At 46.5% G+C, this 22,298-nt stretch carries 22 protein-coding genes; 4 read left to right on the top strand and 18 right to left on the bottom strand.

Features of this window, described 5'->3' with window-relative positions; translation table 11 throughout:
• Positions 1–178: 178 nt before the first annotated feature.
• Both DMO16_RS02475 and DMO16_RS02470 read right to left on the bottom strand, forming a co-directional pair.
• A complete protein-coding gene (locus DMO16_RS02475; RefSeq protein WP_129475168.1) occupies positions 179–967 on the bottom strand; it encodes an SDR family NAD(P)-dependent oxidoreductase in 789 nt (262 codons plus the stop codon).
• A gap of 11 nt (positions 968–978) precedes the next feature.
• Positions 979–1,935 (bottom strand): MBL fold metallo-hydrolase, encoded by a 957-nt coding sequence (locus tag DMO16_RS02470; RefSeq protein WP_129475166.1) that lies wholly within the window; start codon positions 1,933–1,935, stop codon positions 979–981.
• 406 nt (positions 1,936–2,341) lie between these two features.
• On the opposite strand from DMO16_RS02470, the gene proC reads away from it, so the two are divergent.
• The 3 genes from proC (at position 2,342) to DMO16_RS02460 (ending at position 4,265) form a co-directional block, all read left to right on the top strand.
• Positions 2,342–3,190 (top strand): pyrroline-5-carboxylate reductase, encoded by an 849-nt coding sequence (gene proC, locus DMO16_RS02465; RefSeq protein WP_129475164.1) that lies wholly within the window; start codon positions 2,342–2,344, stop codon positions 3,188–3,190.
• A gap of 58 nt (positions 3,191–3,248) precedes the next feature.
• Positions 3,249–3,407, top strand: coding sequence for a hypothetical protein (locus DMO16_RS24100; RefSeq protein WP_156412564.1), 159 nt, complete (start codon positions 3,249–3,251; stop codon positions 3,405–3,407).
• Between the two features lie 99 nt (positions 3,408–3,506).
• Positions 3,507–4,265, top strand: coding sequence for a glycerophosphodiester phosphodiesterase (locus tag DMO16_RS02460; RefSeq protein WP_129475162.1), 759 nt, complete (start codon positions 3,507–3,509; stop codon positions 4,263–4,265).
• 40 nt (positions 4,266–4,305) lie between these two features.
• Here the strand turns inward: DMO16_RS02460 and rnz are convergent, their stop codons facing one another.
• From rnz to DMO16_RS02420, 8 genes are all read right to left on the bottom strand, one after another.
• Positions 4,306–5,256 carry a ribonuclease Z gene (rnz, locus tag DMO16_RS02455; RefSeq protein WP_129475160.1) on the bottom strand — a complete coding sequence of 317 codons (951 nt, stop codon included), beginning with the start codon at positions 5,254–5,256 and terminating at the stop codon, positions 4,306–4,308.
• A gap of 3 nt (positions 5,257–5,259) precedes the next feature.
• Positions 5,260–5,913 (bottom strand): phosphatase PAP2 family protein, encoded by a 654-nt coding sequence (locus tag DMO16_RS02450; protein WP_061970880.1) that lies wholly within the window; start codon positions 5,911–5,913, stop codon positions 5,260–5,262.
• Between the two features lie 44 nt (positions 5,914–5,957).
• Positions 5,958–7,148, bottom strand: a complete 1,191-nt coding sequence (locus DMO16_RS02445) for a DNA polymerase IV (RefSeq protein ID WP_061970883.1) — start codon at positions 7,146–7,148, stop codon at positions 5,958–5,960.
• Positions 7,149–7,259: 111 nt separating this feature from the next.
• Complete coding sequence (locus DMO16_RS02440; RefSeq protein WP_061970885.1) at positions 7,260–7,766, bottom strand: winged helix DNA-binding protein; 507 nt, start codon at positions 7,764–7,766, stop codon at positions 7,260–7,262.
• A 156-nt stretch (positions 7,767–7,922) separates the two neighbouring features.
• Positions 7,923–9,044 carry a tripeptidase T gene (locus DMO16_RS02435; protein ID WP_129475158.1) on the bottom strand — a complete coding sequence of 374 codons (1,122 nt, stop codon included), beginning with the start codon at positions 9,042–9,044 and terminating at the stop codon, positions 7,923–7,925.
• A 15-nt stretch (positions 9,045–9,059) separates the two neighbouring features.
• Positions 9,060–10,610 (bottom strand): acyl-CoA carboxylase subunit beta, encoded by a 1,551-nt coding sequence (locus tag DMO16_RS02430; RefSeq protein ID WP_061970890.1) that lies wholly within the window; start codon positions 10,608–10,610, stop codon positions 9,060–9,062.
• Entirely contained in the window at positions 10,611–11,459 is an 849-nt protein-coding gene (gene mce / locus DMO16_RS02425; RefSeq protein ID WP_061970891.1) for a methylmalonyl-CoA epimerase, read from the bottom strand.
• Positions 11,460–11,480: 21 nt separating this feature from the next.
• A complete protein-coding gene (locus DMO16_RS02420; protein WP_425590056.1) occupies positions 11,481–13,070 on the bottom strand; it encodes an acyl-CoA mutase large subunit family protein in 1,590 nt (529 codons plus the stop codon).
• A gap of 219 nt (positions 13,071–13,289) precedes the next feature.
• Here DMO16_RS02420 and prli42 point away from each other — a divergent pair, with 219 nt between their 5' ends.
• The gene (prli42, locus tag DMO16_RS24095) at positions 13,290–13,382 is read left to right on the top strand and encodes a stressosome-associated protein Prli42 (protein ID WP_156412565.1); all 93 of its coding nucleotides are present in this window, start codon (positions 13,290–13,292) and stop codon (positions 13,380–13,382) included.
• Between the two features lie 45 nt (positions 13,383–13,427).
• Here prli42 and DMO16_RS02415 read toward each other — a convergent pair whose 3' ends face one another.
• The 8 genes from DMO16_RS02415 to lpdA all read right to left on the bottom strand — a co-directional run bounded on the left by DMO16_RS02415 (position 13,428) and on the right by lpdA (position 22,285).
• Positions 13,428–14,387 carry an aromatic acid exporter family protein gene (locus DMO16_RS02415; RefSeq protein WP_129475154.1) on the bottom strand — a complete coding sequence of 320 codons (960 nt, stop codon included), beginning with the start codon at positions 14,385–14,387 and terminating at the stop codon, positions 13,428–13,430.
• 120 nt (positions 14,388–14,507) lie between these two features.
• Positions 14,508–15,230, bottom strand: a complete 723-nt coding sequence (locus DMO16_RS02410; protein ID WP_129475152.1) for an amino acid ABC transporter ATP-binding protein — start codon at positions 15,228–15,230, stop codon at positions 14,508–14,510.
• Positions 15,223–16,689: an ABC transporter substrate-binding protein/permease gene (locus DMO16_RS25100; protein WP_061970898.1), complete on the bottom strand. Its 1,467-nt coding sequence runs from the start codon at positions 16,687–16,689 to the stop codon at positions 15,223–15,225. Before DMO16_RS25100 ends, DMO16_RS02410 begins: the two co-directional genes overlap by 8 nt.
• Before the next feature lie 222 nt (positions 16,690–16,911).
• On the bottom strand, positions 16,912–17,343 hold the full coding sequence (locus DMO16_RS02400) for a BrxA/BrxB family bacilliredoxin (protein ID WP_061970900.1): 432 nt from the start codon (positions 17,341–17,343) through the stop codon (positions 16,912–16,914).
• 154 nt (positions 17,344–17,497) lie between these two features.
• The gene (locus DMO16_RS02395; protein ID WP_129475150.1) at positions 17,498–18,829 is read right to left on the bottom strand and encodes a dihydrolipoamide acetyltransferase family protein; all 1,332 of its coding nucleotides are present in this window, start codon (positions 18,827–18,829) and stop codon (positions 17,498–17,500) included.
• 26 nt (positions 18,830–18,855) lie between these two features.
• The gene (locus DMO16_RS02390) at positions 18,856–19,839 is read right to left on the bottom strand and encodes an alpha-ketoacid dehydrogenase subunit beta (protein WP_061970906.1); all 984 of its coding nucleotides are present in this window, start codon (positions 19,837–19,839) and stop codon (positions 18,856–18,858) included.
• A 12-nt stretch (positions 19,840–19,851) separates the two neighbouring features.
• Complete coding sequence (locus DMO16_RS02385) at positions 19,852–20,844, bottom strand: thiamine pyrophosphate-dependent dehydrogenase E1 component subunit alpha (RefSeq protein ID WP_061970908.1); 993 nt, start codon at positions 20,842–20,844, stop codon at positions 19,852–19,854.
• Positions 20,845–20,863: 19 nt separating this feature from the next.
• A complete protein-coding gene (lpdA, locus tag DMO16_RS02380; protein WP_129475148.1) occupies positions 20,864–22,285 on the bottom strand; it encodes a dihydrolipoyl dehydrogenase in 1,422 nt (473 codons plus the stop codon).
• Positions 22,286–22,298 lie beyond the last annotated feature (13 nt).

Below are 22,298 nucleotides of genomic sequence, written 5' to 3'. Positions count from 1 at the left end.
GATAGCCTGTACTAGATATACCCCAGTTTTGGCCCGAACAAACCACATTCAGTACTTAAGCCCCAGTGAATTAAGACTTTTTACCTTTTATTGAGAAGTATGGAAATAAGGAACCCGAATAAATAATGAAAAATCATCATTTTTTTACAAAACTTTGTTTACATAATAATATTATCATTTACTTTTGTTTAAAGGCATTACCGCCCAGTTTTTCAACGAGCCTTGGAAACATTTGATACAGTTTACTTCCGGCATTCATCCAGCCGGGAAGATTGATTTCCCGGACCGGACGTCCCACGGCAAAGAGAATTTTCTTTGAGACATATTCCGGTGAGAGCATCCACTTTTTAATATTGGCTTCATAGGATCCGGATTTATCCGCGATTGAAAAAAAGTTGGTTTCAATCGGCCCAGGATTTACCGTGGTCACATGAATCCCGCTTTCGGCAATCTCCATCCTCAATCCGTTTGAAAAACCAAGCACCGCATGCTTTGACGCCGCGTAACCGCTGGATTTCGGGGTAGAAATTTTACCCGCCTGGGAAGCGATGTTAATGATATGACCCGATCCGCGCGATATCATTTGCGGCAGCACCGCCTGCGTGCAGGCCATAAGCCCAATCACGTTCGTCTGCATCATGCCTGAGAGGTCTTTAAGGTCGGCATCGACAAAATAGTCAAAAATTCCGAAGCCGGCATTGTTAATCAGCACATCAATCTGTAAATCAGAAGTGATTTCGTGAAACACTCTGCTGACGTCTTCGGTAATCCCGACATCCAGTTGATGGATGACCGGCTCACGGTTTCCTCCCGCCTTTATTTTTTCCTTTATGTGTTCAAGCTTCTCTTTATTGCGGGCAATCAGTACAAGATATGCTCCCATGCGGGCCGCGTCCAAAGCCACCTGAGCCCCCAGACCGCCGGAAGCCCCTGTAATCACAATCACTTTGTCTTTTACCTGGTTCATCGTTTTTACTCCTATTCTGCTTTCCTGTAATATAGAACATCCTGAATGTGCTCAATCCGCACTTTTCCCTCTGCCTCAAGCAGATCCAGATGCCCTACCGTTTCTGACAATGTGAGCCCGGGCTCTTTTTTATACACCCGCGGGAACAGCTGCCGGCTGAGTTCATAGGCAGTCATTTTTTCCGCAAGCATTGATCGAAGCACTTCTGCTCTGTTGTTCTGTTCCTCCAGCCTTTCCTGAATCAGCTCCCGGCAATTGGTAATGTCATCGCCATGTCCCGGCAGAATCCGCTTGACCGGAAGAACAGCAGCTTTTCGCAGCGATTCCCTGTATTGCAAGAGGGGTCTGGGCCGGCCGGTTTCTCCGGGCTCGGGAGGTTCTATGAGCGCATTGGAGGAAACACGCTGGAGAAGAAAGTCCCCGCCGACCATCATTCCGCTTTCTTGGTGAAACAATGAGAGATGGTCCGGAGAATGCCCGGGAGTTTTGATCATCATCCATCCCGGCAGGCCGGGAATCGCCTTCCCCTCTGATATCATTTTGTCCGGATGAACCACAGCAGAATACCCGAGATATCGCTGCAGCTTGTATTCCTCCAGCTGGGAAGCCTCTGCAGGCATCCCTGATTTACTATAAAATGACTCGTAAAATTGGTTTCTATGTAAAAAGTATGCCGGGTCCTGGCTGAGATACGGAATTTGCTCCTTGCTTGCCAGAACCGGCGGCGGGGATGTAAAGTACGCATATAATCCAACATGATCGGGATGATAATGAGTAAAAATAATCTGCTCAATATCGTTTACAGTAACGCCCCAATCGGGAAGCTTTTCCTGAAAAACCGACCAGGCCTCCGGCGTTTTCGGGCCGCAATCGACAAGAGTCAGCTTCTCTCCCGGAATAAGATACACATTGACATTTCCTACTGGAAAAGGGGTGGGAAGCTCGATGGCCATCATTTTTTCTTTCAAGGGTGCACCAGACCTCCTTACGTTGCATAGTATAATCAGTATAGCAAAACTTCCACTCTTTAAATAAATGAAAATTCCAAAAAAAGATGGAATAGCCTTGACATACTAGGGGTGTCCATTGCATAATATCTTTTAATAACTAAACGTTGAAACGGCGCTGAAAGGGACCAGTACTTCATAGAGCGGCTAAAAGAGAGCGGAATCCACCGGCTGAAAGATTCTGCAAGCACGTGATGAACGAACCTATCCCCCGAGCCATCAGGGATTGAACCTGATCGTATGCCTTCGATACAGGCAACAAGCTGGGCTTTATTATCAAGCCAATTAAGGTGGTACCGCGGATCGCACTCCTCCGTCCTTTTTCTAGGATGAAGGAGTGCGTTTTTAGTTTACCTAAATTGGAGGGATAGCCGTGAATAAAAAAATTGCCTTTATTGGAGCAGGCGCGATGGCTGAAGCCATGATTTCGGGTATGATTGCCAAAAAACTGGCTGACCCAAAAAATATTATTGTCACAAACCGAATCAATGCCAAAAGGCTGCAAGAGCTTCAAGAAAACTATAAAATTACCGTTTCGAAATCTGCTGGTGATGCCGCACACCACGCTGATATACTCATTCTGGCAATGAAACCGAAAGATGCAGAACAGGCCCTGCGGTCATTAAATAAAGCCGTTCATGCGGATCATATCATCATCTCGGTTCTCGCAGGTATTTCAACTGGCCTGATTTCGTCACTGCTTGATGCCCCGGTCCCTGTCATCCGGGCCATGCCAAACACTTCTGCAGCCATTGGGTATTCGGCAACAGGCATCGCCGGCGGGAAATTTGCCGAAGTTAAACACATGCAGCTCGCCGAAGAATTATTCAGCTGTATCGGCACCACAACCTGCCTTCGGGAAGAAAGTCTGCATGCCGTAACCGGTTTATCGGGCAGCGGCCCCGCGTATGTTTACTATCTGGTAGAAGCCATGCAGCAGGCCGCTTCTTCCATGGATATCAGTGAGGAGGAAGCGCGAGACCTCATCGCCCAGACACTTCTTGGGGCTGCACACATGGTGAAGATGAGCGGGGACCATCCCCAAAAGCTTCGCCAAAATGTGACCAGCCCGGGAGGCACAACCGAAGCCGGCATTCAGATGCTCGACCATTTCCAAGTGAAAAAAGCGATTGAGCAATGCGTCAAACGGGCGGCCGAACGATCAGAAGAACTTGGTAAAATGTACAGCCGGCCATCAACCCAAGGAATAGTTTGACAATTCTGTTATTTCGTTTTATAATAAAAGACCAAACGTCAGCAACGGGAGGTATAATATGCTTGATCAAGAAGAAGTCAAGCGGTACAATCTGTTGTTTAAAGAATTTCAGCAGTTCCTCACCCGGCCATTGACAAAAAAGGAAAAAGATTTTATAAAATGGATTGTAAAAAATGATATGAGCATCGAACACCGTTCTTCGGCGAATGCAACATAACCAAGCCTCCCGCCAGGAGGCTTTTTTTCTTGTAAGGCAGGCGGTTTATTCCCCGAGCGTTCTGGTAATGGTATAGGACAGAAAGGAGTTTTTCCAGATATGACAAAAATCTATGGACACCGGGGCGCAAGCAAAGTATGCCCGGAAAACACCATGGCGGCCTACATAAAGGCGTTGGAATTGGGGGCAGAAGGCCTGGAAATTGATGTTCATTTGACGAAAGACGGCATCCCGGTTGTCATCCATGACGAAACAGTAAAACGGACAACCAACGGAAAAGGTTATGTAAAAAACATCAGCCTTTCAGAAATTAAACTGCTGGATGCGGGCAGTTGGTTTTCTCCAGAATTTCAAAACGAACGAATTCCGACACTTGAGGAGTTTCTTCAGTGGATCCGCACGACTCCTCTTTTGCTTAATATCGAATTGAAGAACAACAAGGTGTATTACGAGGATTTGGAACAAAAGGTATACAACCTTGTGAATGCATATGGCATGAAAGAAAGGACCATTTATTCTTCTTTTAATCATTACAGCCTGGTTCTGTTAAGAAACATGGATCCTTCCATCGATATCGCTCCTCTTTATACGTCGAACCTGTATGAGCCTTGGAATTATGCAAAACGGCTTGGTGCCTGGAGCGTGCACCCTCCCTTTAAAAGCCTTCATCCCCCTATCCTCGAAGGGCTCCGCCAGCATAACGTCTCGGTCAGGCCATACACGGTCAACCAGGAAAAATGGCTCTATTATTTCTTTCAATACGAAGTGGATGCGGTGATTACCGACCAGCCCGATTTGGCGCGTGCCGTCCGAAATGGAGAAGTCACCGTGAAAAAAAGCTTTATGAAAAAAAAATGACCGCAAAGAAGTGATCCAAATGTGGGTCACTTCTCTTCGCTCATTTTTCCATATCAGCTGCTATGGGCTTTTCCAGCGGAAATACGGAAAAGTCATTTGCCATTGATGTATTGGGAAATACCTCCCGCGCTTCCTCCAACAGCAGATGTTTCTGTTCTTTATGATACCTGGAACTGATATGATTGATGATCAATGAGGAAGCATTCGCCTTCCTGGCGGTCAAGGCTGCGATTTTTGCAGAAGAATGGCCAAATTCGGCAGCCTGTTCAGCCAATTCATGAAGAAACGTCGCTTCATGCACAAGCACCGTAGCGTCTTTCCCAAGCTTTATGGCGTTGTCGCAAGCTTTGGTATCACCCAGGATCGTAATAATTCTTCCCGGAACGGGAGCGGAAAGAAAATCCTTGCTTTTAAGAACGGTTCCGTCTGGCAGCGTCAAATCTTTGCCTTTTTTCAGCTCCTGATACAAAGGGCCGGGAGACACTCCGCTTTTTTGCAGCAGCTCCGCTTTCAGTTTGCCGGGCTGTGTGGATTCTTCCACGCGGTACCCAAAACAGGGAATCACGTGATCGAGCAGACTGCTGTAAACGCAACGGCCATTTTCCTCACAAATCAGTCCTTCCGAGATTTCAATCACTTCAAAGGGATAGGTGAGGTAGGTTGAGCTTACCTTCAGGCAGATTTCCAAGTACTCTTTGATTCCCGGAGGGCCATATACCGTAAGCAGGCTATCTTCACCGCTTTGAAATGACCTGCTGCCAAGCAGCCCGGGAAGCCCAAAAATGTGGTCCCCATGAAGATGAGTAATGAAAATCTTAGTGATTTTACGCGGCTTAATGGCCGAAGTATGCAAAATTTGATGCTGCGTAGCTTCCCCGCAGTCAAAAAGCCAAACCTCTCCACCTCGTTGAAGAAATTTCAGCGCAACGGATGAAACATTCCTCTCTTTCGATGGCATTCCGGCTCCTGTGCCCAAAAAATGAAGTTCCATATCTCAACTCTTCCTTTCATGCCATAAAATAAAAACCGCCAGCAGCTGGTAGAGAATGATAAAAAGTAAAAGCAAACTTCCGCCGGCCAAAAAACCAGCCACCACATCGCTCGGATAATGCACGCCAAGATAGATCCGGCTCATACCCACAAGTAAAATATACAAAGAACCCAAGGCAGCCACCAGGCGCCTTGCCCACGTCCGCTTTATGTGGACCGCCAAAAAATAAAAAAGCAATCCGAAAAATCCGGCTGAAATCATGGCGTGTCCACTTGGAAAGCTGTACCCGCCAATCTCCACGAGCTGATGAAAGGATGGCCGTTCTCTTTCATACACATCTTTCAGAAAAAAATTCCCATAGCGGGTTGTAAATAGACAAATCGTTAAAACGAGGGGTTCCAGCCACTGCCGGCGCCAGATAATAAAAAAAACAGAGAAGACCAGCAACGAAAGCCATTCATTCGTTTTTGCGGCGCTGTTGGTAATCCAGATAAAAAGCCGGGTCAACTCCCCGGGCTGATAAGCGGTCAAAGCAGAAATAATCATGTGGTCCATTTTTTCCACTTCCGAACCGCTATACCCCAGGGCAAGCAGAACAAAGAAAGCCGCTAATCCTACCATTCCAATCAAGAGCCAGAGCTTGACGACTTTTCCCAAAATATGATCACCACCCGGGATTAAAAAGCTTCTATCTATAAAGGTTATGATGGACCTGCCTTCCATTTGCCTCTGATGATGGATTGCTGCCCAAACTTTTTTTGAAGGTCACTGACCAACCGGTTAACATCTTCTTGCTTTTTTTCCTGTTCGAACGTAAAAAGATCCATTTGTTTATAGGCATTTTCCCGGGGGATAACATCTGCTGCTGTAATGCCAAGAAGCCGAATGGGATCTCCATTCCAATGCTTTTTAAATAAATTCCATGCCATTTTAAGGATGATGTTCTTATCATGAAATGGGTTTTCAAGGGATTTACTCCGCGTCACCGTCTTTCTGTCTGAATACCTTATGACAATCTGCAGATTTTGCCCCACCACTTTCTTTTGCTTCATCCTCCGTTCAACCGACTCTGCAAGGCTTTCAAAGACCCTTTTAATTTCCGGTTCATGATCCAGGTCTTCTGCCAGTGTGGTGGAATTTCCAACGGACTGAAACTCAGAAGCACGCTCGGGATTAACGGGCCGGTCATCAATGCCGTTGGCACGCTCCCACATCTTTATCCCATTGATTCCAAAACGGTGCTTCAGGCTGTACGCATCTTCTTTTGCGAGGTCACCGATGGTATGAATGTTGAATGTTTTCAACTTCTCTTCCGTTGCTTGGCCAATGCCATGCATCTCCCCTACGCCTAGCGGCCAAAGGATGGTACTCATTTCCCTTTTTCTTAAAACCGTAATACCCATGGGTTTTTTCATGTCAGATGCCATTTTGGCAAGAAACTTATTGGGTGCGATTCCTATGCTGCAGGGCAATCCAAGCTCATGATAGATCCTGTTTTGTATTTCACCTGCGAGTTCAACAGGGTTCATGGATGAAGCTGTGACATCCAAATAGCCTTCATCAATGGATACAGGTTCCACGAGATTAGTGTACTCCTTCAGAAGTTGAAACATCCGGTTCGACATCATTCTGTATTTTGGAAAATCAGGCCTGCGTACAATCAGGGAAGGACACAGTCTTTTTGCCTGCCAGAGGGTCATGGTGGTTTTAACACCAAACTTCCTCGCTTCATAGCTGCATGTGACAATGATGCCCCTGCGTTCTTCGGGATTTCCTGCAATCGCAAGCGGCTTGCCTTTTAATGCGGGATCCATCATGCTTTCCACAGAAGCATAAAAGCTATTCATGTCCACATGCAGAATGAATCTGCGTTTATGAGTTGAACGATCCATGTGCTTCCCTCTCCTTTTCATGGATTCCATCATTATTATATGAAAAGAGAAACGAGAATAAAAGGCAAAAGCCGTTGAGACTCGGACACCGTCAAAAAAGACAAGGCGTATTTACCTTGTCTTCACCTCGCTCCTCAGCTGCTTCCCGGTGGCTTCAACCCACTCCACATACTCCGAGCCATGGAAATGCTGATTTATTTCTTTATGTAACCGGCCCAGCTGAAGCAGGAACTCCGCTTGATCTTCCTGCTGCCCCCATGTCCGCAAATATTCATAAATTGAATTTTTTCCTTCGGCGGACATCTCCTGTTTTTTAGCCCCTTCTTCAGTGAGACTAACATACGAAATTCTCCGGTCATGATCCTTTTTCAGCATCTGCACCAACCCTTTTTCTTTCAATCGTTTAATCACCTGCATTACGGTTGAAACATCCCATAATCCGAGTTGGGCAATACGTGATATGGTGGCTTCCTGTTCAAAGGATACAATCCACAAAATATGCTGCTCCGCTTGTGTCAGGCCAAGCGCCTTAGCAGACTTTTGCCAATCTTCCTCCAAAACTTTATAGACTCCCCGCACATAATTCATCATCATATGCATGTCCGCAACTTCACTCATCCTATCCCTCCGGCTCTTCATCCAATTTAAACATAATTTTCCACAATTAAACTACCACCAAATATACTAACAGCTGAGGTTCCTGTCAATTCAAACGTACAGCCTGCAATCAAGAAAAAAAGAGGGCCAACACAATTTCGTGGCTGGCCCTTTTTATTATTCTCCTGCAACCTCTTGAATAACTGCAACCACAATTTCAGCTGTTTTTACCAGTTCTTCAATTGGCATTTTTTCATTTTTGGTGTGAATGTCCTCATAGCCTACCGCCAGATTCACGGTTGGAATGCCATGTCCTGCGATCACGTTCGCATCACTTCCACCACCACTTTGCAGCAGGCGGTGAGGGCGGTTAACCCGTGCGGCCGCTTTTTTCGCAACTTCCACGACATGGTCGCCATCTCCGAATTTAAACCCTGGATACATCACTTTTACAGCAACATCTGCACGGCCGCCAAGGCTTTCTGCCGTGTTTTCAAACGCTTCTTTCATCTTTGCAACCTGCTGTTCCATTTTTTCTGCGATGAGAGAACGTGCCTCTGCCAGAATGGAAACATGGTCGCATACAATGTTGGTTTGCGATCCGCCTTCAAACCTTCCAATATTAGCTGTTGTTTCTTCATCAATGCGGCCAAGCGGCATTTTTGAGACCGCCTTGGCTGCAATGGTAATTGCAGACACACCTTTTTCCGGTGCTACACCGGCATGTGCGGTTTTTCCATAAATATCAACAATCAGTTTGGCCTGAGTAGGAGCAGCCACAATGATGTCACCCACCTTGCCATCACTGTCGAGTGCAAAACCGAATTTGGCGGTAATCTTGGAAGGATCAAGTTCTTTTGCTCCTACGAGGCCGGATTCCTCACCCACGGTAATGATAAATTGAATATCACCGTGCTTAATATTTTTTTCTTTTAAAATTCTCAAGGCTTCAAACATTGCCGACAGGCCAGCCTTGTCATCCGCTCCGAGAATGGTGGTTCCGTCTGTAACAACATATCCGCCCTTAATTGAAGGCTGGACGCCTACACCTGGCACCACTGTATCCATGTGTGATGTGAAATAAATCGGATCGATTCCCTCTTTATTCCCTTTCAGTGTGCAAATCAAATTGCCTGCTCCGTGTTCTGTTGTTGATTCGGCGTCATCCTCAAAAACTTCCACGCCCAAATCAGTGAATTTTTTAGTTAATACTTTGGAAATCTCTTTTTCAAATTTTGTTTCAGAATCGATCTGAACCAATTCCAAAAATTCATCCAGCAATCGTTGTTCATTTACCATTATGTCTTTCCTCCATTATAACGGGATATTGCCATGTTTTTTCCAGGGCCGTTCTTCCTGTTTTGTGCGCAGCATTTCAAGAGCCTGGATGCACTTGATCCTAGTGTCACGCGGATCGATTACATCATCAACCATGCCCCTTGCCGCCGCAACATAAGGATTGGCAAACTTCGTGCGGTATTCATCGATTTTAGCCTGTCTGGTCGCTTCTGGATTCTCACTTTGCTCAATTTCTCTTGCAAAAATAATATTGGCAGCTCCCTGAGGCCCCATCACGGCAATCTCCGCATTAGGCCAGGCAAAAACCAGATCCGCCCCGATCGATTTGCTGTTTAATGCCACATAGGCACCGCCATATGCCTTACGGGTGATTACGGTGATTTTCGGAACAGTGGCTTCGGAATAGGCATAAAGAATTTTGGCTCCGTGTCTTATGATTCCGCCATGCTCCTGTTTAATTCCTGGAAAAAACCCGGTGACGTCCTCAAAGGTGATGATCGGAATATTGAAAGCGTCACAAAACCGAATAAAGCGCGATGCCTTATCCGAAGAATCAATATCAAGGCCGCCAGCCATCACTTTTGGCTGATTACATACTAATCCTACCACTTCTCCCTTGATCCTTGCAAAACCAACGACTATATTTCTCGCAAAATGAGCGTGCACCTCCAAAAACGTATCGGAGTCAACCACCTGCTCGATTACTTTTCGTACATCGTATGGTTTGGTTGCATCCACAGGAACCACGTCAGCAATTTCAGGAAGGTCATCGCTTGCTTGCGGATTTCCTTCCTTGATGTCCGATTTTTCTTTATTATTCTGAGGAAGCAGTTCCACCAAAGCTCTCACCTGTTCGAGAACCTCAGCCTCCGTTTCGCCCATAAAATGAGCATTTCCACTTTTCGTGCTGTGAACTTTTGCCCCTCCAAGATCTTCAGAAGAAATCTTTTCACCCGTCACGGTCTCAATTACTTTTGGCCCCGTAATGAACATCTGGCTCGTTTTTTCCACCATGAACACAAAGTCGGTAATCGCCGGTGAATAAACCGCGCCGCCTGCACACGGTCCCAGGATCACCGAGATTTGTGGGATTACCCCCGAGTAGATGGAGTTTCTGTAGAAAATTTGCCCATAGCCATCGAGCGACACAACCCCTTCCTGGATGCGTGCTCCACCTGAATCATTCAATCCGATGAAAGGTGTACCGTTCTTGGCTGCAAGGTCCATGACATTGGCGATCTTATGGGCATGCATCTCGCCAAGCGCACCGCCAAAAACGGTAAAGTCCTGAGCAAACAAATATACCGGACGGCCGTGAATTTTTCCATACCCCGTGACCACACCTTCCCCGGGAGCTTTCATATTTTCCAGGCCAAAGTCGGTACATCGGTGTTCAATAAAGGGGTTCAGCTCAATGAAGCTGCCTTCATCAAGCAACAGGTCAATCCGTTCCCTGGCCGTTAATTTTCCCCGCTCATGCTGCTTGTCGATTTTATCATCTCCACCGCCAAGCTCGATTTCACGTTTTCTGTCATATAATTCATCCATTTTATCGTACATATCCATTTAGGAAGCGCCTCCTTCAATTTCCGTTTTGTCACACAGTTCGAACAGCACCTTGTGTGCGGAAGAAGGATGAATAAACGCAATGGAAGCACCGCCGGCACCTTTTACCGGTTCTTCCTGAATCATTTTGATGCCTGCATTTTTAAGCTCACCGATCCGCTCTGAAATTCCTTCCACGCCAAGGGCGACATGATGAACCCCCTGCCCCCGTTTTGTGATGAATTGCCTGATCGGGCTCTCTTCACTTAACGGTTCAAGCAGCTCGAGGCGGCTCTCACCAATTTTGATAAAAGCCACCTTTACGTTTTGTGAAGGCACTTCTTCAATAGCTTCAAGTTTCAAACCAAGCGTGTTCACGTAAAACGGAAGTACTTCGTCCAAGGATTCAACTGCTATTCCAATATGATCGATTTTTTTGGGAGGCTCCATGCCGATTGAAGCGGGATAGCCGTCCCGGGCACGAACCGCGGCTTCAATGAACTTTGCCGTTTCAATAGTGGGTGTGCCAGGAGTAAATATTTTTTGGACGCCTGCCGATTCTAGAAACGGGATATCCTCCCATGGAATCACACCTCCGCCAACGACGATGATATCACCCGCTCCGCGTTCCTTTAAAAGAGCCATCACTTCCGGAAACAGTTCATTATGGGCACCTGAAAGACATGATAATCCAATGGCATCCACATCCTCCTGCACGGCGGCTGCCACGATTTGCTGCGGCGTCTGACGAAGCCCTGTATAGATAACCTCCATGCCATAATCGCGAAGAGCCTGAGAAATAACCAGCGCTCCCCGGTCATGCCCATCCAGGCCTGGTTTCGCAACCAGCACACGTATTTTCTTATTCATTATTCATCCACTCCTGTCTGTCTATACTCCCGTATACTCTCCAAACTCTTCCCGAAGAATGCCGCAGATTTCTCCAATTGTGCAATAATCACGAACACAGTCCACAATAAGCGGCATCAGGTTTTCTGTCCCCTTTGCTCCTAGACGCAACGCTTCCAACCGAGCGCTCGCTCGGTTTTGGTCCCTTGAGTTCCGCAATCGCGTCAGTTTTTCCTTCTGCTTTTCACCGAGGGTCGGGTCTACACGTAAGAGTTCCGGCCTCACTTCATTCTCAAGGGTGTACGAGTTCATCCCGACAATGATTTCTTCACCTTTTTCGATCGCCTTTTGAGTTTCATAGGCTGTATGATGAATCTCCCGCTGCATGTATCCTTGCTCGACCGCGGCCACTGCTCCGCCAAGGGATTCAATTTTCTCGAGATATTTTCCAACCTCTTCTTCCATGACATCGGTCAAGTGTTCCACAAAGTACGAGCCGGCAAGCGGGTCCACCGTGTCTGCCACGCCACTTTCATGAGCGATGATCTGCTGCGTCCTGAGCGCAATTCTCGCAGAATCTTCGGTAGGAAGGGCGAGGGCCTCATCCCTGGAATTGGTATGCAAACTTTGTGTTCCTCCCATAACCGCAGCCAGCGCCTGCAGGGTAACCCGAACAATATTATTGTCAGGCTGCTGTGCAGTCAAGGTGGATCCCCCCGTCTGGGTATGAAAGCGAAGCTGCCAGCTTTTCGGATTTCGGGCGCCATATGTATCCTTCATCAATTTTGCCCAGATTCTCCTGGCAGCACGGAATTTGGCAACCTCTTCAAAAAACTGGTTATGAGCGTTAAAGAAAAAGGCCAGTCTCGGCGCAAAATCATCAATGTTCAAACCGGCTTCAATCGCGGCATCCACATAGGCTTTGCCATTGGCAATGGTAAAGGCAAGCTCCTGAACTGCATTAGCTCCTGCTTCCCGAATATGGTAGCCTGATATGCTGATCGTATTCCATTTCGGCACCTGTTCTTTACAATATGCAAAAATATCGGTAATCAGCCTCATGGAAGGCTTGGGCGGAAAAATATACGTCCCTCTTGCAATATATTCTTTTAAAATATCATTTTGAATAGTACCAGATATCGTTTCCGGCGAAATTCCCTGCTTTTCAGCCACCACGATATACATGGCAAGGAGCACGGATGCCGGAGCATTGATCGTCATCGACGTGCTCACCTGGTCAAGGGGGATCTCCCGTAAAAGCGCTTCCATATCTTCGAGCGAATCAATGGCAACTCCTACTTTCCCCACTTCTCCCTTGGACATGGAGTGGTCGGAATCGTAGCCAATCTGTGTTGGCAAATCAAAAGCCACGGAAAGACCGGTTTGCCCTTGCTGCAAAAGGTAACGAAACCGCTTGTTCGTCTCTTCGGCTGATCCGAACCCGGCATACTGCCTCATGGTCCAGTAGCGAGCCCGGTACATGGTCGGCTGTATTCCCCGCGTATATGGATATTCGCCAGGAAGTCCGAGTTTTTCTATATCATAGTTTTCCTGTTCTGCACCGTAAAGTCGGCTGATTTCAAATTTGGAACTGGTCTCGAATCGTTCCTTTCTCTCTGGAAACCGCTGCATGCTTTTCTCTGTGGCCAGCTTCCACTTTTTCACTCGCTCCTGATGTTTTATCATATGGTTGCCTCCTGTCACCTATCATTCGACATTATCTTCCCTATGATTACTTTCTTTTTGAAAACGCTTTTTCCTTCTTTTTCTCTCAAAATAATGAGAAAACGCAGGAATCCTTGTAACATGGTTCAAATCTTTGTACAATAACAGTGGATAAGGAGGGTTGGTATGTCCCAAAAAGTAATCAAGACCGTCGTTTTTATCATGCTGGCATCCTTGCTGCTGACAACCTTGATGGCCGGAATCAGCGCTTTCTTTTAATAGTAGAGATAAAAAAAAAATAAGCCTTGTCGGCTTATTTTTTTATTATATGTCGCTTTTCTTGAAAGCTTTTTTGATCAGAAGGTAGCGTTCGATTTCGTTCAGGAGATGATGAAGCTTGGAGCGGGTTTCAAATTCCGCCCGGTTTTTTGGCAGATCCATCTCACGGAATTTATCTCTCATCTTTTCAATGCTGTCCAGGTAAATGACCGCCGTATTTCCGGGATGAACCGCTTCGCTCAGTTCACCAAAGAAGTCTCCGAGAATATAGCCCTGTATATACCGCTCATCAATGGATGACAAAATGGGGATCATCCGTTCAATCAGCTCCAGTTGTTTTTCCCTCATTTTGAAATAATGATAATACTCATTTTCATAACGAACTGTATGATTCTCCACGTCACGGAACGCAAGGTCTTTCCCTTCATCAATCAGCTGTGCCGATCTCGTGATCTCTTTTCCGTCCCACAAATGCTCATGATCATACAAATAGGCACGAAATTCAAGAAAGATGGCTTTAAACTGATCCTCAAGGTCCCCTTGAATCTTTTTGAGTGTAAGCTCCATGCTTGGCATATAGAGGTTAACCAGCAGTGCCATACCGATTCCGATGGTGATCAGCGCCACTTCATTTCCGGCCGCCTTCCAGCTGATATATTCAAGGGTATACAAATGAAGGATGATAACCGAGCTTGTAATGATCCCCTCTTTTAAATTCAACCCGACAAGTACGGGAAAAAACAGCAGGATCAAAAGTCCAATGCTCCAGGGATGGTAACCAAGTACGGTGAAAAAAATGGCCGCGAACACAATGCCGATGAGACAGGCGGCAAAACGCTCCCAGGAGGTGATCAGGGATCTCTTCTGGGTAACTTTAACGCATAGAATCGTCAGAATTCCTGCCGAGCTGTAAAACTCAAGACCGAGCCATTGAGCGATTCCGATCGCCAGTGCCGTTCCAATTGCTGTTTTTATTGTTCTGTAGCCGACTTTAATGGCTGGCATAGCTGTCTTCCTTTCTTACATTCTCCGTTACACAATACTTATTATCTTGCAGGACAAACATAAAAAGCGCAAGTTTCTTTGAGGCCTAAATATAAAAAAGAAGAGACCCTTTAAGGTCTCTTACAGTACTTTTTCAAGAAAAGCTTGTGCTCTTTCGCTTTTTGGCTTAGCGAAAAATTCTGCCGGTATGGCATCTTCCACGAGGATACCGCCATCAAGAAACAATACCCGGTCTGCCACTTCCTTCGCAAATCCCATTTCATGGGTCACGATAGCCATGGTCATTCCGCTTTGGGCGAGTGATTTCATGACATCGAGCACCTCTTTTACCATTTCGGGATCTAGTGCAGAAGTAGGTTCATCAAACAGCATCACCTCAGGGTTCATGGCCAGCGCCCGGGCGATGGCCACACGCTGTTTTTGTCCTCCGGAAAGGCGGCCAGGATATTCTCCTTCTTTGTCCGCCAGTCCCACTCTTTTCAGCAATTCGCGGGCCGCAGCTTCCGCTTCTCGCTTTGCCGTTTTGTTCACAGTAACCGGCGCATACGTCAGATTATCCAGAACGGTCATGTGCGGAAACAGATGAAAATGCTGAAAGACCATACCAATCTTCTTGCGCACCTGCTGGATTTTGGATGCCTGGGTTGTAACCTCTTGGTCTTTGAACAGAATCGTTCCTTCTGTTGGTTCCTCCAGCATATTAATGCAGCGGAGAAAAGTAGATTTACCGGATCCCGATGGCCCGATCACAGCCACGACTTCTCCCTGTCCGATTTCAGTTGAAATGCCTTTAAGGACTTCGTTTTTTCCAAATGTTTTATGAAGGTTTTCTATTTTAATCACCGCGGCTCATTCTCCTTTCAAGCATGCGTCCAAGAACCGTTAACGCCATCACCATTAAATAGTAAATGATCCCCGCCGTAATCAGCGGCTCAAAGTAACGATAGGTGTCTGCACCTACGATTTGGGCACGTCTCATAATATCCGTCGTACCAATTACGGCAATAATGGCCGATTCTTTGGTCAGCGTAATAAACTCATTCATCAGCGCCGGCAGTATATTTTTTAATGCCTGCGGTAAAATGATCTGGCGCATCATGGAGCCGTATGAAACACCGAGCGCCATGGAAGCCTCGCGCTGTCCTTTATCCACCCCGTTGATTCCTGCACGGATAATCTCTGAAACATAAGCTGCAGAATTCAGTCCGAACGTCAGCACACCGGCCAGGAATGGCTCGATTTTATAGCCGGTCAGCTGAGGAGTGGCATTGTAAATAATCAAAAGCTGAAGAATGAGCGGTGTTCCCCGGAAAATCGAAGTATAAGCATCGGCTCCCCAGCGGAGAACATTCACTTTGCTGATTTTAAACAGCGCAAGGATTGTTCCGAGTACAAACCCCAATAGAATGGACACGACCACAAATTTAAGTGTGGTCAGAATTCCTTTTAAGATGTAGGGAATAGAAGGCATGATGGTTGAAAAATCGACGATTGATTTCTTTTCTGCCTTTTTCTCTGTTTTAGGTTCAAACCATTTCTTCGCGTATTGATCGAGCTCCCCGTTCTTCTTCATGGCTGCAATTTCTTTGTTGAACTTCTCCGTCAGGCCGCTGCCTTTTTGGAGGGCTACCGCCGAACCCGCAGAAGCAGATCCGGGGATGACAAACGAACTGAGATCTGGGTTTTTGTTCAAATATTCAATGGCGACTCCGTCTTCGATGACAGCGGCATTAAATCGTTTAGACATAATTTCCTGTACTAGATCTGGAACTTTATTTCTTTTTTCAATGGATACATTGTCCACTTTGTCCGCGATTTTCTTTGCTTCTTTTTCCTGTATGGAACCGAGCTGCACACCAATCGCTTTTCCTTTGAGGTCCTCAATCTTCTTGATTTTCGGATCGTTGGTAACGATTAGTTGTTTCGCTTTATAATAGGTATCGGAAAAATCCACTTTCTGCTTACGTTCGGCATTGGGCGTCATTCCCGCCATGACGAAATCAACCCGCTTTGCATCTAAAGCAGGCACCAGACCGTTAAAATCCATATCTTTAATCACGAGATTATAGCCGAGCTTGTCCGCAATATGTCTGGCCACATCGACGTCAAAACCAATAATTTTGTTGCCTTTCACCGTATCGATATACTCATATGGCGCGTAATCAGCAGATGTTCCCATGACCAGCGTTTTATTGTGTTTCTCCTTAGCTGCCGCCTGATGCTGTCCTGGCAGTACGTTCCCAGCCAGACTGAAAATGAGCAGCAACGCCAGCGTCAGCAGCACGTGCGTTTTTTTTAACATTCGTTATCCCCCTACTCTCTGATTGATCTCTATTTGAAATTTATACATTCATATTTATTCAATATAATGCATTTTAACACAAAAAGTGAGGAAAGTAAGTTTTTTGATAATTCCGAATGTATTTCTATACATTGCTATGTATAATTTACGCATAAAAACGCCCCCGTGGTTTTTCCAAAAAAAACCCCTGTCCCGGAAGTTCGGGACAGAGGTTTTTTTATCTTATTTACAGTAGGTGTTAAATGCATCAATCAGCTTGTTGACGACTTCCATTGGTTCATGGCCTTCAATCTCGTGGCGCTGCACCATCATTTGAATCTCTCCGTCTTTCATAAGTGCGAACGAAGGAGAGGAAGGAGGGTAACCTGTAAAATAAGATCTTGCATGCTCTGTTGCTTCTTTATCCTGTCCGGCGAATACGGTAACCAGCTGATCCGGACGTGCACCTTGCTTTACGGAATAGGAAGCAGCAGGACGCGCAATACCGCCGGCGCAGCCGCATACTGAGTTGATCATCACAAGAGTAGTTCCTGATGTGGCAAACGCCTTATCAACATCGTCAGGTGTCGTTAACTGGATATATCCAGCTTCCACGATTTCCTGGCGGGCAGCTTCCACAGCATCATTCATGAAAAAGTTAAAGTTTAAGTTCATTGAAGACTCCCCTTTCTGTTTTTATTTTACCCGTTTTCTTCCGGAATACAAAGAAAAGACGCTTATCCGAAGCGTCTTTTCTTTAGGGGGTTATGGGGTATGGAGGTGTTGATAGTTATTACATACCCTTTTACCCTTTCCATAAACCCCTATTTTAATAAATCGATGTATTGTCCGGTGTAATGCTCTCCAGCCGTTTCTTGAGGGAGGCGAGGAATCTGCCGCACACTAAACCGTCAAGTACACGGTGATCGAGAGACAGGCAAAGATTAACCATGTCCCGTACCGCGATCATTCCGTTGTTCATGACAACAGGGCGCTTGACAATCGATTCTACTGAAAGGATGGCAGCCTGAGGATAATTTATGATTGGTGTAGACATGACAGAACCAAAGGAACCTGTGTTATTCACCGTAAAGGTTCCGCCTTTCATATCGTCAGCACCGAACCGGTTGCTGCGGACCTTATCCGCCAATTCTTTCACTTCCCGGGCAACGCCTTTAATGCTTTTTTCATCCGCATTCTTAATAACCGGAACGTAAAGAGCTGTTTCGGTTGCTACAGCAATGGAAATGTTGATGTCTTTCTTCTGGATGATTTTATCCCCTGCCCACATGGAATTCAGCTGAGGGTATTCTTTGAGGGATTCTACCACAGCTTTGATAAAGAAAGGAAGAAAGGTCAGATTGTATCCTTCTTTCGATTTAAACTCGTTCTTAACACTATTGCGGTATTCAACCAGATTTGTGACATCCACTTCAACCATCGTCCAGGCATGCGGTGCTTCATGCTTGCTTCTCACCATATTGGCCGCGATCGCTTTTCTGACGCCTGTGACCGGAATTTCTATATCACCAGGCAAACTTTCAATAGATGGTGCAGATTTAGGAGCCTGCTGTTGAGGAGCAGGTGTTTGTGCTTCAGGGGCCTTGACATTTGCCGCTTCCTGAATTGGTGCTTCAGCTGCCGGAGCCGACCCAGGTACTGGAATCGATCCTGATTCAATCAGTTTTAACAGATCTTTGCGGGTAATGCGTCCGCCCATTCCTGTCCCTTCCACCTGGTTCAGGTCAATGTTATGTTCGTCTGCGAGTCGGAGCACGGCAGGAGAAAAACGGCTTCCTGATTTTTCGCGTTTCGGACGGCTTTTTTCCTCAGCGTCCGCACCCTTTTCAGGGTGGGTAACCTCTTGTTGAACAGGTGCAGCTGCTGTTTCCTCTTTCGGTTCAGCCTGGGCATTTCCGCCTTCTGTATCGATATAACAGATCAGCTCACCTACAGCCAGAGTTTCCCCTTCCTGCGCAACCAATTCTTTTATGGTTCCGGTAAAGGAAGAAGGTACTTCGGCATTCACTTTATCTGTCATCACTTCAGCCAGCGGGTCATACTTTTTCACCTGATCGCCTGGCTGAACAAGCCATTTGCTGATGGTGCCTTCTGTTACGCTCTCCCCGAGCTGGGGCATTACAATTTTTTCAGTAGCCATGTGTTCACCCTCCTTGGCGCTGCTGTTTAAAATTCAGCAAGTTCCCTCATTGCTTTTTCTACCTTTTCAGGATTCATCATGAAGTATTTTTCCATAGTTGGCGCATAAGGCATCGCTGGCACATCCGGCCCCGCAAGCCGTTTGATTGGCGCATCAAGCTCAAACAAACAGTGCTCTCCAATAATGGCTGCTACTTCACTCATAATGCTTCCTTCTTTATTGTCTTCAGTAACGAGCAATACTTTCCCTGTTTTGGAAGCTGCTTCAATGATCGCTTCCTTATCCAGCGGGTATACAGTACGCAAATCAAGAACATGCGCTGAAATACCGTCTTTTTCCAGTTTTTCGGCAGCTTGCAATGCAAAATGTACACATAATCCATATGTAATAACGGTGATATCATCACCTTCACGCTTTACATCCGCTTTTCCGATTGGCAGTGTATATTCTTCCTCTGGCACTTCTCCTTTAATCAGCCGGTACGCTCTTTTATGTTCAAAGAAAAGAACCGGATCCTCATCGCGGATAGCAGATTTAAGGAGACCCTTTACATCATATGGCGTAGAAGGCATTACAATTTTCAGGCCAGGAACATTGGCAAATAAGGCTTCTACGGATTGAGAATGATAAAGTGCTCCATGCACGCCGCCGCCATAAGGAGCACGAATGGTAATGGGGCACGTCCAGTCATTGTTGGACCGGTATCTGATTTTTGCCGCTTCCGAAACGATCTGGTTCACGGCAGGCATGATAAAGTCAGCAAACTGCATTTCTGCAATCGGCCGCATTCCGTACATGGCAGCTCCTATTCCTACTCCTGCAATTGCGGATTCAGCAAGCGGCGCATCAATCACGCGGTCCTCGCCAAATTCTTCAATAAGCCCGGCGGTAGCACGGAATACGCCTCCGCGCACACCAACGTCTTCTCCAACAACAAATACTTTATTATCACGCTGCATCTCTTCGCGGATGGCCTGTGTTACGGCATCGATATAAGAAATAATCGGCATAACTTCTCCCCCCTACTCTGCAAAAACATGGCGCATGGCAGATTCAGGATCTGCATAAGGCGCTGCTTCTGCATAGTCAGTTGCTTCATCAATAATGGCTGCAATTTCCTCATGACACAGTTTTTCATATTCATCGGAAAGAATGCCAGCTTCTTTTAAATATTTAGCGAAAGTAAAGATTGAATCCTTTGCCTTTGCTTCTTCCACTTCTTCTCTTTTGCGGTAAGCCCGGTCATCGTCATCACTGGAGTGAGGAGTCAGCCGGTAAGATACAGCCTCGATCAACGTAGGTCCTTCCCCACGGCGGCCCCGGTCTGCAGCAGCCTTCACTGCTTCGTATACGGCAAGGGGATCGTTTCCATCCACGGTTACACCAGGAATTCCGTAACCGACGGCCCGGTCGGACACATTTTCGCAAGCGAGCTGTTTTTGAATCGGGATAGAAATCGCATACTTGTTGTTTTCGCACATAAAGATGACCGGAAGCTTATGTACACTCGCAAAGTTAATACCCTCGTGAAAGTCTCCCTGATTGGATGATCCTTCTCCAAAGGTTGTAAAAGTGACAAGGTCTTTTCCTTCCAGTTTACCGCCAAGCGCCATTCCTACCGCATGAGGAACCTGAGTCGTTACCGGGGACGATCCTGTAACGATGCGGTACTTCTTGCCGCCAAAATGCCCCGGCATCTGCCGGCCGCCGCTGCTCGGATCTTCGGCTTTGGCAAAACCGGAAAGCATGAGGTCTCTGGCCGTCATGCCAAACCAAAGAACGACTCCCATGTCACGGTAATAAGGAAGTACATAGTCTTTTTCACGGTCAAGCGCCATTGCTGCTCCCACTTGGGCAGCTTCCTGACCCTGGCAGGAAATGACGAACGGAATCTTGCCCGCTCGGTTGAGCAGCCACATGCGTTCGTCAATCTTCCTTGCCAAGAGCATTGTTTTATACATTTCGAGGACATTTTCGTCCGTTAATCCTAATCTTTCATGTCGGTTTTCACCCATGATAGCTTCCCTCCTGTTTTTAGAAATGAATCGCCTTTCCATCCACAGCCAATGCCGCCTCTCCAAATACTTCGGACAGCGTTGGGTGAGGATGAACCGTTTGGGCAACCTCCCAAGGTGTAGCGTCAAGCACCCTTGCAAGCCCCGCTTCTGAGATCATATCAGTGACATGAGGGCCTATCATGTGGACGCCGAGCAGATCATCAGTTTTTTCATCCACAACCAGCTTGACAAACCCATCCGACTCACCGTAGACAAGTGCCTTCCCGATGGCTTTGAACGGAAACTTTCCAATCTTGACGCTATATCCTTTTTCTTTGGCTTCTTTCTCAGTATATCCAACACTGGCCATTTCAGGATTAGAGTAGATGCATTTTGAAACCATGGAATAATCCAGCTTGTGAGGCTTCTCGTTGGAGAGATGCTCAACAGCAATCATTCCTTCGTGCGAAGCCACATGAGCCAGCTGGAGGCCACCGATTACATCACCAATCGCATAAATATGGCTTTCTGCGGTTTGATAATATTCATTCGTTTCGATGAAGCCTTTTTCCAACTTTATGCTGGTGTTCTCAAGGCCGATGCCTTCCACGTTGGCCTGTCGTCCGACAGAAACAAGTATTTTATCCGCACTGAAGGTTTTCTGACCGTTTTTATGTTCGGCCTCAATTTGCAGGCCGCCTTCTTTTTTCAGTGTTTCAGGCAGAACTTTGGCACCCGTAACCAGTTCAATTCCTTTTTTCTTCAAAATGCGCGCAGCTTCTTTGGAAATTTCCTCGTCTTCAGTAGGCAGAATGCGGTCCGCGTATTCCACCACCGTAACCTCGACGCCAAAATCATTCAGCATTGAAGCCCATTCAATTCCAATGACGCCTCCCCCAATAATGAGGATGCTGGCTGGGAGCTCTTCCATTTTGAGTGCATCATCGGAGGACATGACATGTGTTCCGTCAAGGACCAGACCCGGAAGGTTGCGCGGCCTTGAGCCGGTCGCAATGATAACATTTTGCGGAATCAGCATCTCGTTTTCATCACCGTTGTTTAATTCCACCGAAACGGTTCCCGGCATCGGAGAAAAAATGGAAGGACCCAAAATACGTCCAATGCCTTCATACACCTCAATTTTCCCTTTTTTCATCAGATGTTTGACACCGTTATGAAGCTGGTCCACGATTTTTTGTTTACGCTCCTGGACTTTCATAAAATCAAGCGTAACACCCTCAATGGATACACCGTATTCTGCTGCTTTCTTTGAAGTAGAATACACTTCGGCACTTCTCAGCAGGGCTTTGCTTGGAATGCATCCTTTATGAAGGCAGGTACCGCCAAGCAGCCCTTTTTCAACCACTGCTACTTTTTTCCCAAGCTGAGCGGCGCGAATAGCGGCCACATATCCGCCTGTTCCGCCTCCAAGGATGACTAGATCAAAATCAGTTGCCATACAGTTCTCCTTT

This window comes from Fictibacillus sp. S7 (assembly GCF_004127935.1).
GTDB classification, from domain to species: Bacteria; Bacillota; Bacilli; order Bacillales; family Fictibacillaceae; genus Fictibacillus_C; species Fictibacillus_C enclensis.
This window is presented reverse-complemented; position numbering and strand designations above follow the sequence as displayed.